Consider the following 15,083-nt stretch of genomic DNA (forward strand, 5'->3'; position numbering starts at 1 on the left):
TTCCTGCGGCTAACGGGCGGCTCAGGCCGCCCGTTTTATTTTTTAAGCCACATCCTGTTTCCTTTTGCGTTAATCTGAGTAGCGTATTATCCAGAGACATGACGCCTCAGGTGCAAAATAAGAAAACGCTGCAAACAGGGAACACATGGAAATATTCTTTACCATACTCATCATGACCCTCGTGGTCTCTCTCTCCGGGGTGGTGACGCGTGTCCTGCCCTTTCAGGTTCCACTACCACTGATGCAAATCGCCATTGGCGCGCTGTTAGCCTGGCCGACCTTTGGTTTGCACGTTGAGTTCGACCCCGAACTCTTCCTGGTCCTGTTTATCCCGCCGCTGCTCTTTGCCGACGGCTGGAAGACGCCGACCCGTGAGTTTATTGAGCACGGGCGAGAGATTCTCGGACTGGCGCTGGCTCTGGTGCTGGTGACGGTGGTCGGGATTGGCTTCCTGATTTACTGGATCGTCCCGGGGATTCCGCTGATTCCGGCTTTCGCGCTGGCGGCGGTACTGTCGCCGACCGATGCCGTGGCGCTGTCGGGCATCGTCGGAGAAGGGCGCATCCCGAAAAAAATTATGGGGATTCTGCAGGGCGAGGCGTTGATGAACGACGCCTCCGGCCTGGTCTCGCTGAAGTTTGCCGTCGCCGTGGCGATGGGCACGATGGTCTTTACCGTCGGCGGCGCGACGGTGGAATTTCTCAAGGTAGCGATTGGCGGTATCCTGGCCGGGTTTGTGGTCAGCTGGCTGTATGGCCGCTCGATGCGCTTCCTCAGCCGCTGGGGCGGCGATGAGCCCGCGACGCAAATCGTCCTGCTGTTCCTGCTGCCGTTTGCGTCCTACCTGATTGCCGAACATATCGGCGTCTCCGGGATCCTGGCGGCGGTGGCCGCCGGGATGACCATCACCCGCTCCGGGGTGATGCGTACCGCGCCGCTGGCTATGCGCCTGCGTGCGAACAGCACCTGGGCGATGCTGGAGTTCGTCTTTAACGGCATGGTCTTCCTGCTGTTGGGCCTGCAGCTGCCGGATATCCTGTCGACCTCGCTGGTGGCGGCGGAAGCGGACCCGAATGTCGAAACCTGGATGCTGTTTACCGACATTATCCTGATCTACGCCGCGCTGATGCTGGTGCGTTTTGGCTGGCTGTGGACGATGCGTAAATTGAGCCAGCGCTTTCTGAAAAGAAAACCGATGGAGTTTGGCTCGTGGACGACCCGTGAGCTGCTGATCTCTTCGGTCGCCGGGGTGCGCGGAGCGATTACCCTCGCCGGTGTGCTGTCGATACCGCTGCTGCTGCCGGACGGCAACGTCTTCCCGGCCCGCTATGAGCTGATCTTCCTCGCCGCCGGGGTGATTCTGTTCTCGCTGTTTGTCGGCGTGATTGCGCTGCCGATTCTGCTGCGCCATATCGAGTCGGGCGATCGCGATCAGCAGCGTAAAGAGGAGCGTCTGGCGCGTGCGGCAACGGCGGACGTCGCGATTGTCGCGATTCAGAAGATGGAAGAGCGCCTGGCGGCGGACACCAAAGAGAACATTGATAATCAGCTGCTGACCGAAGTCAGTTCGCGGGTGATCGGTAATCTGCGTCGCCGCGTCGATGGGCGTAACGATGTGGAAACCTCAATGCTCGAGGAGCAGCTTGAACGCCGCTTCCGTCTGGCGGCGCTGCGCTCGGAGCGTGGCGAGCTGTATCACCTGCGCGCTACCCGGCAGATCAGCAATGAAACGCTGCAGAAGCTGCTGCACGATCTTGACCTGCTGGAAGCGCTGTTAATTGAAGATCAGTAAGCGCTCCCCGTCTCCCCGCTCGCGTTGTGCGTCCGGGGAGACGGCGCGTTGCGGTCACCCGGGTTAGCCTCGCGCGGCCCGGGAAACCGGCTTAATTAACGCTCAGGGCGCCAGCCAGAACGCTTTACTGCACTCCAGCCATGCCTGCGCGCTGTGCGACAGATAGACCCCCTCCCGCCAAATCATACCCAGCTCCCAGTGCAGTTCGCTCTGCAACGGTATCCAGCAAAAATTCTGGGGGTCGAGGCGTTCACAGATCGGCTGCGGCAGGATGGCTACGCCGATCCCGGCCTGCACCATGGCCGCGAGAAAATCCCACTGGCCGCTGCGTACCGCAATGCGGGGCTTCACGTCATGGCAGGTAAACAGCGCCATCAGCTGGCGGCTGAGGGCGAAATCTTCGTTATAAATCACCAGCGGGTGGGCCGCGAGGGCCTCCGGGGAGAGTGACCGCACGTGCTGCCACTGCTCGGTTCTGGGGGTCAGCACGCACAGCGGGTGGTTGAACAGCGGCAGAGTCGCCAGGCCGCTTTCCTCATCAACCGGCAGCGCCGTCATGGCGAGATCCAGCTCGCCGTTGCTGACCGCCTGCTGTACCGTCAGGCCGCCAAACTCAGAAATTTTGAGCTCCACGCCCGGGTAGCGTTGGCGAAACAGGCTGATAGGCTCAGCCATCAGCATCCCGACCATCGGCGGGATCCCCAGTTTCAGGATGCCCTTATGCAGATGGTTAATATCGCTGAGCTCCGATTTCAGTTGATGAAATTCGCCAAGAATCGCCTGCCCGCGCTCGAATACCACCCGGCCGGTATCGGTCAGCAGGAGCTTGCGGCCATCGCGAATCAGCAGAGTACAGTTCAGCTCATCCTCGAGGTTTTTGAGCATTTTGCTGATGGTGGGCTGAGTGACAAAAAGTTTTTCCGCCGCGCGAGTGAAACTCTGCTGACGGACCACCTCAACAAAATAGCGCAGCGTTCGGATATCCATAATTATTCCCTGAGACTATACCTGTGATGATTTTAATTCATTTCTGTCCGCTCAGGCGGCTCTCTATACTGCTCCTCTCGCCTCTTTTTCAGGAATTCAGCTCATGGCCTTCGCGCCAGCTCGCGTCACCCCCTTCGTGGTACAACGTCTCCAGGTACCGGTTCAGGTACTGATCTACGCCGGACTGTTCGTCTGTGCCGAATATTTAGTGAACTGGCTGCATCTGCCGCTACCGGCGAACGTGGTCGGGATGTTGATGCTGCTGGCGCTCATCGTTTGTCGGATCATCCCGCTGAACTGGGTGCGGGCTGGCGCGCGCTGGCTGCTGGCGGAAATGCTGCTGTTTTTCGTCCCGGCGGTGGTGGCGGTGGTGAACTATACCCAGCTGCTGATGGTGGACGGCTGGCGCATTTTTCTGGTGATTGCGCTGAGCACCCTGATGGTGCTGGGGGCAACGGCGTGGGTGGTGGATAAAGTGTACCGCTATGAAATCAGCAGGATGAAGCATGAGTGATTTTCAACTGAGCGTCCTGTGTTTGATTGCGACGCTGGCGCTCTATTTTGCCAATAAGCGCCTGTATCGCCGTTTCCACAAGCTCCCGCTGATGCCGCTGGTCTTTACCCCGATATTGCTGGTGTTGATTCTGGTCTTTGGCCACATCTCCTATCAGAGCTATATGGGAGAGGCCCACTGGCTGCTATGGCTGCTGGGCCCCGCGACCATTGCTTTTGCCGTCCCGGTGTATGACAACCTGACTATTATTAAGCGCCACTGGATGTCGCTGACCGCCGGGGTGCTCACCGCATCGCTGGTGGCGGTGTGCAGCTCGGTCTGGCTGGCGCGCCTGTTTACCCTTTCTGATGAGATTCAGCGTAGCCTGGCGGTGCGTTCGGTTACCACCCCGTTTGCGCTGGCGGCGGCCAAACCGCTTGGCGGCCAGCCCGATCTGGTGGCGTTGTTTGTGGTGGTCACCGGAGTATTTGGGATGGCGGTGGGCGATGTGCTGTTTTTACGCCTGTCGATTCGTGAAGGAATGGCGAAAGGGGCCGGGTTCGGCGCGGCTTCGCACGGCGCCGGGACCGCGCGCTCTTATGAGCTGGGACAACAGGAAGGGGTGGTTGCCAGCCTGGTAATGATGTTCTCCGGCGTGGTGATGGTGCTGGCGGCGCCGCTGGTGCGCCTGCTGATGTTTTGATCTTCCCCGGCCGGACGGCCGGGGAAGATCGGGTTAATGCGCCTGACCGCGTTCGATACCGATCCCGGTTTGTGAACGGATGAACTGGGCGCGGAACAGTTCGCGCTCGCGCATCCCTTCCGCTGAGTTATCGGTGGCTGAGAAGAGCCAGATGCCGACAAAGGCGATGGCGATGGAGAACAGCGCCGGATATTCATACGGGAATATCGCCGTCTCATGACCGAGAATTTGCACCCAAATCGTCGGGCCGAGGATCATCAGGATAACGGCGGTCAGCAGCCCCAGCCAGCCCCCGACCATCGCGCCGCGGGTGGTCAGTTTTGACCAGTACATCGACAGGAGAATGATCGGGAAGTTACAGCTGGCGGCGATGGAGAAGGCCAGTCCCACCATAAAGGCGATGTTCTGGTTCTCAAACAGAATCCCCAGCAGAATCGCCACCACGCCCAGCACCAGCACGGTGATTTTCGATACCCGCAGCTCGTCGCGCTCGCTGGCCCCTTTGCGGAAAACGTTGGCATACAGGTCATGGGAAACGGCCGAGGCGCCTGCCAGGGTTAAGCCCGCCACCACCGCCAGAATGGTGGCGAAGGCGACCGCGGAAATAAAGCCGAGGAACAGGTTGCCACCAACCGCATCCGCCAGGTGTACCGCCGCCATGTTATTGCCGCCGATGAGCTGGCCCGCCGCATCTTTAAACGCCGGGTTCGCCCCGACCAGCATGATCGCGCCGAAGCCGATAATAAAGGTCAGGATATAGAAGTAGCCCATAAAACCGGTGGCGTACAACACGCTTTTACGCGCTTCGCGCGCGTCGCTGACGGTGAAGAAGCGCATCAGAATATGCGGCAGCCCTGCGGTACCGAACATCAGCCCAAGGCCGAGCGACAGCGCCGATATCGGGTCTTTCACCAACCCGCCAGGGCTCATAATCGCCGCCCCTTTCGGGTGCACCGCCATTGCTTCGCTGAACAGATTATTGAAGCTGAAGCCGACGTGCTTCATCACCATAAAGGCCATAAAGCTGGCGCCGCACAGCAGCAGGACCGCTTTGATGATCTGTACCCAGGTGGTGGCGAGCATGCCGCCGAACAGCACGTAGAGCACCATCAGCACGCCGACCAGCACCACCGCGATGTGGTAGTTCAGGCCGAACAGCAGCTGGATAAGTTTGCCCGCGCCGACCATTTGCGCAATCAGGTACAGCGCCACCACCACCAGCGAACCGCAGGCGGAAAGGGTACGAATCGGCCCTTGTTTCAGGCGATAGGAGGCGACGTCGGCAAACGTATAGCGCCCGAGGTTACGCAGGCGTTCCGCAATCAGGAACAGAATAATCGGCCAGCCGACCAGGAAACCGAGAGAGTAAATCAGCCCGTCGTAGCCGGAGGTGTAAACCAGGGCGGAGATGCCGAGGAAGGAGGCCGCCGACATAAAGTCGCCGGCAATCGCCAGACCGTTCTGGAAGCCGGTGATATTCCCGCCCGCGGTGTAATAGTCGCTGCGCGAACGCATGCGTTTTGACGCCCAGTAAGTGATATACAGCGTGAGGGCGACAAAGATCAGGAACATGATGATCGCCTGCCAGTTTGTCGGCTGGCGCTGTACCGCGCCGGCAATGGTGTCCGCGGCATTGGCGGTAAACGGTAGCGCCGCGGCTAACGCCGTCAGGAATTTCTTCATGATGCGTGCACCTCGCTGATAATGCTTTTCGTCAGCCGATCGAATTCCCCGTTTGCCCGCCAGACATAAATTCCGGTCAGCACGAATGAGATAACGATAACGCCGATACCAATCGGGATACCTCGGGTAACGCTGGTGCCGGCATGCAGCGGCGTACCCAGCCAGCCGGGGGCGAAAGCGATGAGCAAAATAAAGCCCACATAAATCACCAGCATAATCACTGACAGTATGGCGGCAAACCTTTGCCGGGTTGCAACTAACTCCCTGAAATGCGCACTATTTTCTACCCGCTGACAAATTTGCTCATTCATCGTAGCGTCTCCAGAGGTATCCCTTTCGTCATCCACGCGCAGTCTGTCGGCAGCACTTATCCGCCCGGCAGCGTACCGTCGGGAAGAGGGCTGGCTTAGCGCTTTCCTGCTACGTGGAATCCTTAGGGCGTATTATTTATGACCTCTCCCCTTGTGGGGAGAGGGTGTAGGGAATAAGGTCCGTTTCAGGATGGCATCGCAATGGCCTGCTTCTCTTCGAGCAGTTTTTCCACGACGCCGGGATCCGCCAGAGTTGACGTATCGCCGAGGTTGCTGGTGTCGCCGGCGGCAATCTTGCGCAGAATACGGCGCATGATTTTACCCGATCGCGTTTTCGGTAAGGAGTCGGTCCAGTGCAGCACGTCCGGCGTCGCCAGCGGACCAATCTCTTTCCGTACCCAGTTGCGTACTTCCGCATACAGCTCCGGCGTCGGCTCTTCGCCATGGTTCAGCGTCACGTAGGCGTAGATCGCCTGGCCTTTAATGTTATGCGGAATACCGACCACCGCCGCTTCGGCGATTTTCGGATGCGATACCAGCGCCGATTCGATTTCAGCGGTGCCCAGACGGTGGCCGGAAACGTTCAGCACGTCGTCCACGCGGCCGGTGATCCAGTAGTAGCCATCTTCGTCACGACGCGCGCCGTCGCCGCTGAAATACATATTTTTAAAGGTCGAGAAGTAGGTCTGTTCAAAGCGATCGTGGTCGCCGAACAGGGTTCGCGCCTGCCCCGGCCAGGAGTCGGCGATCGCCAGATTGCCCTCGGTCGCTCCTTCCAGCGGCGTCCCTTCATTATCCACCAGCACCGGCTGAACGCCGAAGAATGGACGCGTGGCGGAGCCGGCTTTCAGCTCGATGGCGCCCGGCAGCGGGGTGATCATGAAGCCGCCGGTTTCGGTTTGCCACCAGGTGTCCATCACCGGGCATTTTTCGTTGCCGATTTTCTTCCAGTACCACTCCCAGGCTTCCGGGTTAATCGGCTCGCCGACAGAACCCAGAATGCGCAGGGAAGAGCGGTCGGTGCCTTCGATGGCTTTATCGCCCTCCGCCATCAGCGCACGGATCGCCGTCGGCGCGGTGTAGAGAATATTGACCTGGTGTTTGTCCACCACCTGGCACATCCGCGCCGGGGTCGGCCAGTTCGGCACGCCTTCGAACATCAGCGTGGTCGCGCCGCAGGCCAGCGGGCCATACAGCAGGTAGCTGTGGCCGGTTACCCAGCCCACGTCGGCGGTACACCAGTAGATGTCGCCAGGATGGTAGTCGAAAACATATTTGAAGGTGGTGGCGGCATAGACCAGGTAGCCGCCGGTGGTGTGCAGCACCCCTTTGGGCTTACCGGTTGAACCGGAGGTATAGAGGATGAACAGCGGGTCTTCCGCATTCATCTCCTGCGGCTGATGCTGGTCGCTGGCATTCGCCAGCAGATCGCTCCACCACAGGTCGCGGTTTTCCTGCCAGTCGATGTTACCGCCGGTACGCTTGAGGACCACCACGTGTTCAATGGTGGTGACGTTGGGGTTTTTCAGCGCGTCATCGACGTTTTTCTTCAGTGGAATGGCGCGACCGGCGCGCAGGCCTTCGTCCGCGGTGATCACCAGCCGGGAGCTGGAGTCGATGATACGTCCGGCAACCGCTTCCGGTGAAAAGCCGCCGAAAATAACCGAGTGAATAGCGCCAATACGGGCGCAGGCCAGCATCGCCACGGCCGCTTCCGGCACCATCGGCATATAGATAGCGACCACGTCGCCTTTTTTAATACCGAGGTTGAGCAGAACGTTGGCGAAACGGCACACGTCGCGATGTAGTTCGCGGTAAGTGATGTTCTTACTCTGGCTGGCGTCGTCGCCTTCCCAGATGATAGCGGTCTGGTCGCCGCGCTCGGCCAGGTGGCGATCGAGGCAGTTCGCGGCCAGGTTTAGGGTGCCGTCTTCATACCATTTAATGGAAACGTTGCCCGGCGCGAACGAGGTGTTCTTCACGCGCGTATAGGGCCGCATCCAGTCAAGGATTTTGCCTTGTTCGCCCCAGAACGCGTCGGGGTCACTGACAGATTGTTGATATTGCGCCTTGTACTGTTCCGGGTTAATCAGGCAGCTGTCCGCAATGTTAGCGGGAATAGAGTGCTTATGTATTTGGCTCATGGCTTTTTTTCTCCTGTAGATTGTTAAATATATGTCAAGTAAACGTTAATAGTAGGGTCTTTGACGGCTTTGTTTGCTATTTGGGGGGCAGATCACGCATTGATTCAACTGAATGAAAATCAACCAAATGAAACTTTGAAGTGAAATAATTACCGAAATGAATTTATAGAAATGGAATTTATGAAATTTTTTTTATAACAAATACTTATGCAATAGAACCGGGGGAAATTAGTGAATTTATGCAGAAACCTGGAGGAAAGCCCTGTTCTTAAAGACTTGCGTAGCATGCCGTGCAAATGATACTGATACCGCGCGTTAAAAAACCCCATAAAGCAACGCAACACAATTCATACCCCTTTCAGTGGGCATCATTACTCACGGGAATGGTGCCTTTCATTGAGGAAGTCTGTAGTGATGAAAAAAACAAAAGTCAGCCTCGCCTGGCAAATTTTGCTGGCTCTGGTGCTAGGCATCCTTCTGGGTAGCTACCTGCATTATCATGCCGAAAGTCGGGATTTATTAATCTCGAATTTCCTGACGCCGGCGGGCGATATCTTTATCCATCTGATCAAGATGATCGTGGTGCCGATAGTGATTTCGACGCTGATTGTCGGGATTGCCGGCGTTGGCGATGCGAAACAGCTGGGCCGCATCGGCGCGAAAACTATTATCTATTTTGAAGTGATCACCACCGTGGCGATCGTGCTGGGGATTACTCTGGCCAACGTCTTTCAGCCGGGCAGCGGCATTGATATGTCGCAGCTGGCGGCGGTGGATATTTCGAAATATCAAAGCACGACGGCGGAAGTCCAGAGCCATGCCCACGGTCTGATGGGGACGATTCTGTCGCTGGTGCCGACCAACATCATCGCCTCCATGGCGAAAGGCGATATGCTGCCGATTATCTTCTTCTCGGTACTGTTCGGCCTGGGTCTCTCCTCGCTGCCGGCGACGCATCGCGAACCGCTGGTCACCGTTTTCCGTTCCATTTCCGAAACCATGTTCAAAGTCACCCATATGGTGATGCGCTATGCGCCGGTCGGGGTGTTTGCGCTGATCTCGGTCACCGTGGCGACCTTCGGTTTTGCCTCGCTGTGGCCGTTAGCCAAGCTGGTGATTCTGGTGTACTTCGCGATTCTGTTCTTCGCGCTGGTGGTACTGGGGATCGTAGCGCGGGTATGCGGGCTGAGTATCTGGATCCTGATCCGCATCCTGAAAGACGAGCTGATTCTGGCTTACTCCACCGCCAGCTCCGAGAGCGTGCTGCCGCGTATTATTGAGAAGATGGAAGCCTATGGCGCGCCGGCCTCGATCACCAGTTTCGTGGTGCCGACCGGATACTCCTTTAACCTCGATGGTTCCACGCTGTATCAGAGCATCGCGGCAATCTTTATCGCCCAGCTGTACGGTATTGACCTGTCGCTGTGGCAGGAGATCACCCTGGTGCTGACCCTGATGGTGACCTCGAAAGGGATTGCCGGCGTGCCGGGCGTCTCCTTCGTGGTGCTGTTGGCGACGCTGGGGAGCGTGGGGATCCCGCTGGAAGGTCTGGCGTTTATCGCCGGCGTTGACCGTATTCTTGATATGGCGCGTACCGCGCTGAACGTGGTGGGGAATGCTCTGGCGGTGCTGGTTATCGCCAAGTGGGAACACAAGTTTGACCGCAAAAAAGCGCTGGCGTATGAGCGCGAAGTGCTGGGCAAATTTGATAAAACCGCCCACTAAAATAAAAGGCCCGGTGCAGCGCGCCGGGTTTTTTTCGGTTTTCGCGGGCCGGGGAATTTCTGTTAGCGGCGGTCCGGGCGCATGCCGTTCCCACGCCGCGGATGTGAGAAACGCTCCGCATGCACCGTGAACGGAACATTCCACCGTGGCCTGACATACCACACATCAGCGATCCCGCTTTCGCCTGAACCACGCCCTAAAAACCGCCCACGGCTGAAGAGATTACCCTCTGGTGATTCGCTCAAACTCTTCACAGCCGGTATCAAACCCCTCCTGACAGCTGACGTTTAGCCAGTGCAACGCTTTCTGCTGGTTGGGTTCAATAAAGCCTTTTTCTCCCAGCAGGAACATCATGCCGGCCCAGTATTCGGCATAGCCGGTACGGGATAACGAGGAGCTGCGTTTAAAATAGTGCGTGGCCAGCGCGTCATCTTCCGCGATTTGAACGCCGCTGGCGTAAATCAAACCCAACAGCATCTGGGCGTCGACGGCGGAGTCGTTTTCAGGATCCTGCGCGGCATCCTGCAGCAGGGCGATGGCGTGCGTATAGTTCGTCTCTCCGGCCTGATGATTCACCAGTACGCGGGCAAGGATAATTTCCCCGGCCTTACTGCCCACCTGGACCGACTTTTCGGCCAGCTGTCTGGCCTGCTTGTAATCGGCCTGCTGCGGGTTGCGGATCTTCAGCTGAGCCAGCAGCGCCAGGGCGTCGCCGTCGCCGCTATCTGCCGACTTCTGCGCCCAGTATTCGGCCTGCTGGTAATCGCCGGAGCTGACATAGGTATCGGCAAGATAGTATTGCGCTCGCGGATCGCCTGCTTGCGCCTGCTGTTGGTACTGGCTGCCGGGTTCCATTGCGCCTGCGGCGAGAGAGTACAGCGTCAGAAGTAAATAGAGGTATTTCATTTTTTATTATCGGTCAGGAACACAGCGGGCAGTATAAAGGGAGGTGAAAAGGAAGAAAATGGCGGCCGCTGCCAGGAGCGATAAAAGTGGGCTGCGCCAGCGATCCCGCAACCCTGATGACTCAAGCGTTTCCCCGGCCAGCGTCAGGCCAGCGGGGAAACCGCCCGCCTTAACCCATCGCGCTTTCGCGCAGGCGGGATTTCAGCTTATTGTACTCATCAATCACGTACTGCTCGGCGGCGCGCTGGTCGGCAATGCGTTCCACGTTCACCGCGCAGTACTTGTACTCCGGCGTCTTGGTTATCGGACTTAGGTGCTCCGAGACCAGTTCGTTACAGGCGCCGATCCACCACTGATAGGTCATATATACCGCCCCGATATTCGGACGATCGCTGACCTGTGCGCGGGTGATGATGCGCCCTTTGCGCGAATTGACCCACACCAGCGCTTCATCCTCGATCCCCAGACGCGCGGCATCGGCGGTATTGATTTGCGCGTAGCCAGGCTCATCCGCCAGCGCGGCCAGCGCCGCACAGTTGCCGGTCATCGAGCGGCACGAATAGTGGCCCACTTCCCGCACGGTGGAGAGCACCATCGGATACTCGGCGGTAAGCTTATCGACCGGCGCAACCCAGTCGCAGGTGAAGAACTGCGCCAGGCCGTTGGGGGTGTCGAACTTCTCTTTAAACAGATAAGAGGTCCCCTGGTCGGCCTCGGACTCGGCGCGACACGGCCACATGATGTAGCCCAGCTCGCCCATTTTCTCGTAGGTGGCGCCGGTGAAATCCGGGCACAGATGACGTAACTCATCCCAGATCTCCTGGGTGTTGTTGTAGTGCATCGGATACCCCATTCGGGTGGCGATTTCGCTGATAATCTGCCAGTCGGTTTTCAGATCCCACTTCGGCTCCACCGCTTTGAAGAAGCGCTGGAAGCCGCGGTCCGCCGCGGTGTAGACGCCTTCATGTTCGCCCCACGAGGTGGACGGCAAAATCACATCCGCCGCCGACGCGGTTTTGGTCATAAAGATGTCCTGGACGATAACCAGCTCCAGCTCGTCAAACGCCTGACGCACGGCGGACAGCTCGGCGTCGGTCTGCAGCGGATCTTCTCCCATAATGTACGCCGCCCGGACTTCGCCGTGGGCCGCGCGGTGCGGCAGTTCGCTGATGCGATAGCCGGTGTGCGCCGGCAGGTTCTCCACGCCCCAGGCTTTGGCGAACTTCTCCCGGTTTTCCGGGAATTTCACGTACTGATAGCCTGGATAGGTATCCGGCAGCGCGCCCATATCGCAGGCGCCCTGGACATTGTTCTGCCCGCGCACCGGGTTGACGCCGACGCTCGGCTTGCCGAGGTTGCCGGTCATGATCGCCAGACTGGTCAGCGAGCGTACGGTTTCCACCCCCTGGTAGAACTGGGTGACCCCCATGCCCCACAGGATGGCGGCGGATTTCGCCGTCGCGTACATCCGGGCGCATTCGCGGATTTGCTGTGCGCTGACGCCGGTGATCGCTTCCACCGACTCCGGCGTATAGCCTTCGACGATTTTGCGATACTCCTCGAAGCCCTCGGTACGGCTGGCGACGAAGGATTTATCGTAGAGCTCCTCTGCAATAATCACATGACCGATGGCGTTTAGCAGCGCAATGTTCGAGCCGTTTTTCAGCGCGATATGCATATCCGCAATGCGCGCGGTTTCGATTTTACGCGGATCGCAGACGATGATTTTCGCCCCGTTGCGTTTGGCGTTAATCACGTGGTTCGCCACAATAGGGTGCGAATCCGCCGGGTTATAGCCGAAGATAAACACCAGATCGGTGTTATCAATCTCTGTGATGGCATTACTCATAGCGCCATTACCGACCGACTGGTGCAGACCTGCAACCGAAGGGCCGTGTCAGACGCGCGCGCAGCAGTCGACGTTATTGGTACCAATAACGGCGCGGGCGAATTTTTGCATCACATAGTTGGTTTCATTGCCGGTCCCGCGGGATGAGCCGGTGGTCTGGATAGCATCCGGGCCGTACTTGGCTTTAATGGCGCTGAGGCGGGCGGCGACGTAATCGAGCGCTTCGTCCCAGGAGACGGATTCCAGCTTGCCGCCGCGCTGACGGCGGATCATCGGAGTTTTCAGGCGCGGGGTGAGGATCTGGGTATCGTTAATAAAATCCCAGCCATAGTAGCCTTTCAGACACAGGGTGCCCTGGTTGGTTTTCCCCTGTGCCGCCTCAGCCCGGACGATTTTGCCGTTATCGACCACCAGGTTGATTTTGCAACCTGATGCGCAATACGGGCAAACCGTGACGACTTTTTTCATCGGTCTTGCTCCCGTTCATCAATGGGCGCATATGCGCTATCACGCCATCAATATGCATCTTCTATACCATGCTTTCATTGTGGGTATTGACTGATGATACGTCGATTTTTTGGGCTAAATGCTGACTAAAAGCAGGGCGTCGTCAGTTTTGACGTGTCGAAGAGGGGAGAGATGTGACATTGATTGAAGAAACGCGATGCGAAAATGGATTTGTCGAGGGGGCTTTGCTGAATTAATCAGACAGAGATCGTTCCGTACGGGCAGAGGCAAATAATGAAACCGGTCATTTTGGTCGTTGATGACGACAGCGCAATTTGCGAACTGCTTAGCGACGTGCTCAGCGCGCATGTTTTTGACGTGCTGGTGTGTCAGACCGGCAGCGATGCGCTGGCGGTGGCGGCGCAGCGGGCGGATATCTCGCTGGTGCTGCTGGATATGATTTTACCCGATACCAACGGGCTGCTGGTGCTGCAGCAGCTGCAGCGCAGCAGACCCGAACTGCCGGTGGTGATGCTGACCGGGCTCGGTAGCGAGGCCGATGTGGTGGTGGGGCTGGAAATGGGCGCCGATGATTATATCGCCAAGCCGTTTAATTCCCGGGTGGTGGTGGCGCGGGTGAAGGCGGTGCTCAGACGCAGCGGCGCATTGAGTCCGGAGGGGAGCGGCGGCGGAGCCGGGCTGCTATTTAACGGCTGGCGGCTGGATACGTTTCGCTGCGAATTGTTTAACCCGCAGCAGCAAACGGTCCCGCTGACCCAGGGGGAATACGCTCTGCTGCTGGCGCTGGCGCAAAACGCTCGTCGGGTGCTCAACCGCGAGCAGCTGCTGGCCTTGACGCATAGCGAAAGCACCGAAGTCTTTGATCGGACGATTGACGTGCTGATCATGCGCCTGCGGCGCAAAATTGAGCTAAACCCGCACCAGCCGACGCTGATCAAAACCCTGCGCGGCCTGGGCTATGTGTTCGCCGCAGATGTTATCCACGGCGATAAAGCGGCGTAAGCACAGGTAATCCCCGGCTAACGCGGCGCCGGGGATGGCCCGATCGTGCCTATTTGACGGTCCAGCCTTTATAGCTGCCGATGTTGTTTTTATCGATCATCGTCACCGGGATCAGCACCGGGGCCGTCGGCGCCGGTTTACCCTGCAGAATGTCATAGCCGATCTCGACCGCTTTCGCCGCCATCACCTGCGGGTCCTGCGCCGGCGTCGCGACAAACAGCGAGTTCTTCCGCTTCAGCGCCTCTTCACCGTCCGGGCTGCCATCGACGCCGACAATAAAGAACTCATTACGCTGCGCCTGTTTTGCCGCCAGATCGGCACCGATGGCGGTAGGATCGTTAATCGCAAAGACGCCATCAATCTTCGGATTCGCCGCCAGCAGCGAGGTCATAATTTCCAGGCCGCCTTCGCGGCTGCCTTTGGCGTTCTGGTTATAAGAGAGCACCTTGATATCCGGGTGGCGCTTAAACTCGGTCTGACAACCTTCGACGCGGTTCTGCACGGCAGACACCGGCGGCCCGTTGATAATCACCACGTTACCTTTTCCTTTCAGACGGTCGGAGATGTACTTACAGGCCATTTCGCCCGCCTGGGTGTTATCGGAGGTGATGGTGGCATCGGCGCCTTCGGCGGCCACGTCCACCGCCACCACCACGATCCCGGCATCTTTTGCGCGTTTTACCGCCGGGCCAATCCCTTTTGAGTCGGCGGCGTTGAGGATAATCATGTCGACTTTGGCGGCAATAAAGTTATCGATCTGCGATACCTGCTGACCCAGATCGTAGCCGCTGGAGACCAGCGTCACTTTTACATTGTCGCCGGCCAGCTTGCGGGCTTCCAGCTCGGCGCCCTTGGTGATTTGCACGAAGAACGGGTTGGCCAGATCGCCGACCGTGACGCCGATAGATTTGAGTTCTTTGGCCTGGGTAAACGGCGCCGCGGCCAGCAGCGCGCCGGCACAGAGCGCGGTTACAACGGGTTTCAAACGCATACTGTTTTCCTCTGTCTGTAGGGTATTGT

At 58.2% G+C, this 15,083-nt stretch carries 12 protein-coding genes; 5 read left to right on the forward strand and 7 right to left on the reverse strand.

The genetic code is table 11. From position 1 onward, the window contains the following. Window positions 1-145: 145 nt before the first annotated feature. Window positions 146-1,792: a Na+/H+ antiporter gene (locus tag ACI2JR_RS07870; protein ID WP_132730279.1), complete on the forward strand. Its 1,647-nt coding sequence runs from the start codon at window positions 146-148 to the stop codon at window positions 1,790-1,792. Window positions 1,793-1,894: 102 nt separating this feature from the next. Here the strand turns inward: ACI2JR_RS07870 and ACI2JR_RS07875 are convergent, their stop codons facing one another. Next, window positions 1,895-2,779 carry a LysR family transcriptional regulator gene (locus tag ACI2JR_RS07875; RefSeq protein ID WP_132730278.1) on the reverse strand — a complete coding sequence of 295 codons (885 nt, stop codon included), beginning with the start codon at window positions 2,777-2,779 and terminating at the stop codon, window positions 1,895-1,897. A gap of 103 nt (window positions 2,780-2,882) precedes the next feature. Between ACI2JR_RS07875 and ACI2JR_RS07880 the strand changes: the two genes are divergently transcribed. Both ACI2JR_RS07880 and ACI2JR_RS07885 read left to right on the forward strand, forming a co-directional pair. After that, on the forward strand, window positions 2,883-3,293 hold the full coding sequence (locus ACI2JR_RS07880; protein ID WP_132730277.1) for a CidA/LrgA family protein: 411 nt from the start codon (window positions 2,883-2,885) through the stop codon (window positions 3,291-3,293). After that, complete coding sequence (locus tag ACI2JR_RS07885; RefSeq protein ID WP_132730276.1) at window positions 3,286-3,975, forward strand: LrgB family protein; 690 nt, start codon at window positions 3,286-3,288, stop codon at window positions 3,973-3,975. The genes ACI2JR_RS07880 and ACI2JR_RS07885 overlap by 8 nt, the downstream gene beginning before the upstream one ends. Window positions 3,976-4,008: 33 nt before the next feature. On the opposite strand, the gene actP is transcribed toward ACI2JR_RS07885, so the two are convergent. The 3 genes from actP to acs all read right to left on the reverse strand — a co-directional run bounded on the left by actP (window position 4,009) and on the right by acs (window position 8,113). Further along, a complete protein-coding gene (gene actP, locus ACI2JR_RS07890; protein WP_132730275.1) occupies window positions 4,009-5,658 on the reverse strand; it encodes a cation/acetate symporter ActP in 1,650 nt (549 codons plus the stop codon). Continuing rightward, window positions 5,655-5,969 carry a DUF485 domain-containing protein gene (locus ACI2JR_RS07895; protein WP_132730274.1) on the reverse strand — a complete coding sequence of 105 codons (315 nt, stop codon included), beginning with the start codon at window positions 5,967-5,969 and terminating at the stop codon, window positions 5,655-5,657. The genes actP and ACI2JR_RS07895 overlap by 4 nt, the downstream gene beginning before the upstream one ends. 185 nt (window positions 5,970-6,154) lie before the next feature. Then, window positions 6,155-8,113, reverse strand: a complete 1,959-nt coding sequence (gene acs / locus ACI2JR_RS07900; RefSeq protein ID WP_132730273.1) for an acetate--CoA ligase — start codon at window positions 8,111-8,113, stop codon at window positions 6,155-6,157. Window positions 8,114-8,527: 414 nt separating this feature from the next. Between acs and gltP the strand changes: the two genes are divergently transcribed. Next, on the forward strand, window positions 8,528-9,838 hold the full coding sequence (gltP, locus tag ACI2JR_RS07905) for a glutamate/aspartate:proton symporter GltP (RefSeq protein ID WP_132730272.1): 1,311 nt from the start codon (window positions 8,528-8,530) through the stop codon (window positions 9,836-9,838). A 222-nt stretch (window positions 9,839-10,060) separates the two neighbouring features. Here the strand turns inward: gltP and ACI2JR_RS07910 are convergent, their stop codons facing one another. Together ACI2JR_RS07910 and fdhF are read right to left on the reverse strand one after the other, a co-directional pair. After that, window positions 10,061-10,744: a tetratricopeptide repeat protein gene (locus ACI2JR_RS07910; protein ID WP_462478278.1), complete on the reverse strand. Its 684-nt coding sequence runs from the start codon at window positions 10,742-10,744 to the stop codon at window positions 10,061-10,063. Between the two features lie 169 nt (window positions 10,745-10,913). Then, complete coding sequence (gene fdhF / locus ACI2JR_RS07915; RefSeq protein ID WP_462478279.1) at window positions 10,914-13,061, reverse strand: formate dehydrogenase subunit alpha; 2,148 nt, start codon at window positions 13,059-13,061, stop codon at window positions 10,914-10,916. 273 nt (window positions 13,062-13,334) lie between these two features. On the opposite strand from fdhF, the gene ACI2JR_RS07920 reads away from it, so the two are divergent. Next, a complete protein-coding gene (locus tag ACI2JR_RS07920) occupies window positions 13,335-14,063 on the forward strand; it encodes a response regulator transcription factor (RefSeq protein WP_132730269.1) in 729 nt (242 codons plus the stop codon). 49 nt (window positions 14,064-14,112) lie between these two features. Here ACI2JR_RS07920 and ACI2JR_RS07925 read toward each other — a convergent pair whose 3' ends face one another. Continuing rightward, the gene (locus ACI2JR_RS07925) at window positions 14,113-15,054 is read right to left on the reverse strand and encodes an ABC transporter substrate-binding protein (protein ID WP_132730268.1); all 942 of its coding nucleotides are present in this window, start codon (window positions 15,052-15,054) and stop codon (window positions 14,113-14,115) included. Between the last annotated feature and the right edge of the window lie 29 nt (window positions 15,055-15,083).

Origin of the sequence: Klebsiella sp. NPDC088457, from assembly GCF_044900465.1 — a bacterium.
Classification (GTDB): Bacteria; Pseudomonadota; Gammaproteobacteria; order Enterobacterales; family Enterobacteriaceae; genus Klebsiella.

Excerpts from the sequence above, each read along its gene's own strand:
- ACI2JR_RS07925 (WP_132730268.1), bottom strand. The coding sequence starts at position 15,054 with ATGCGTTTGAAACCCGTTGTAACCGCGCTCTGTGCCGGCGCGCTGCTG.
- ACI2JR_RS07880 (WP_132730277.1), top strand. The coding sequence starts at position 2,883 with ATGGCCTTCGCGCCAGCTCGCGTCACCCCCTTCGTGGTACAACGTCTC.
- ACI2JR_RS07875 (WP_132730278.1), bottom strand. The coding sequence starts at position 2,779 with ATGGATATCCGAACGCTGCGCTATTTTGTTGAGGTGGTCCGTCAGCAG.
- acs (WP_132730273.1), bottom strand. The coding sequence starts at position 8,113 with ATGAGCCAAATACATAAGCACTCTATTCCCGCTAACATTGCGGACAGC.
- ACI2JR_RS07870 (WP_132730279.1), top strand. The coding sequence starts at position 146 with ATGGAAATATTCTTTACCATACTCATCATGACCCTCGTGGTCTCTCTC.
- actP (WP_132730275.1), bottom strand. The coding sequence starts at position 5,658 with ATGAAGAAATTCCTGACGGCGTTAGCCGCGGCGCTACCGTTTACCGCC.
- ACI2JR_RS07885 (WP_132730276.1), top strand. The coding sequence starts at position 3,286 with ATGAGTGATTTTCAACTGAGCGTCCTGTGTTTGATTGCGACGCTGGCG.
- ACI2JR_RS07910 (WP_462478278.1), bottom strand. The coding sequence starts at position 10,744 with ATGAAATACCTCTATTTACTTCTGACGCTGTACTCTCTCGCCGCAGGC.
- ACI2JR_RS07895 (WP_132730274.1), bottom strand. The coding sequence starts at position 5,969 with ATGAATGAGCAAATTTGTCAGCGGGTAGAAAATAGTGCGCATTTCAGG.
- ACI2JR_RS07920 (WP_132730269.1), top strand. The coding sequence starts at position 13,335 with ATGAAACCGGTCATTTTGGTCGTTGATGACGACAGCGCAATTTGCGAA.
- gltP (WP_132730272.1), top strand. The coding sequence starts at position 8,528 with ATGAAAAAAACAAAAGTCAGCCTCGCCTGGCAAATTTTGCTGGCTCTG.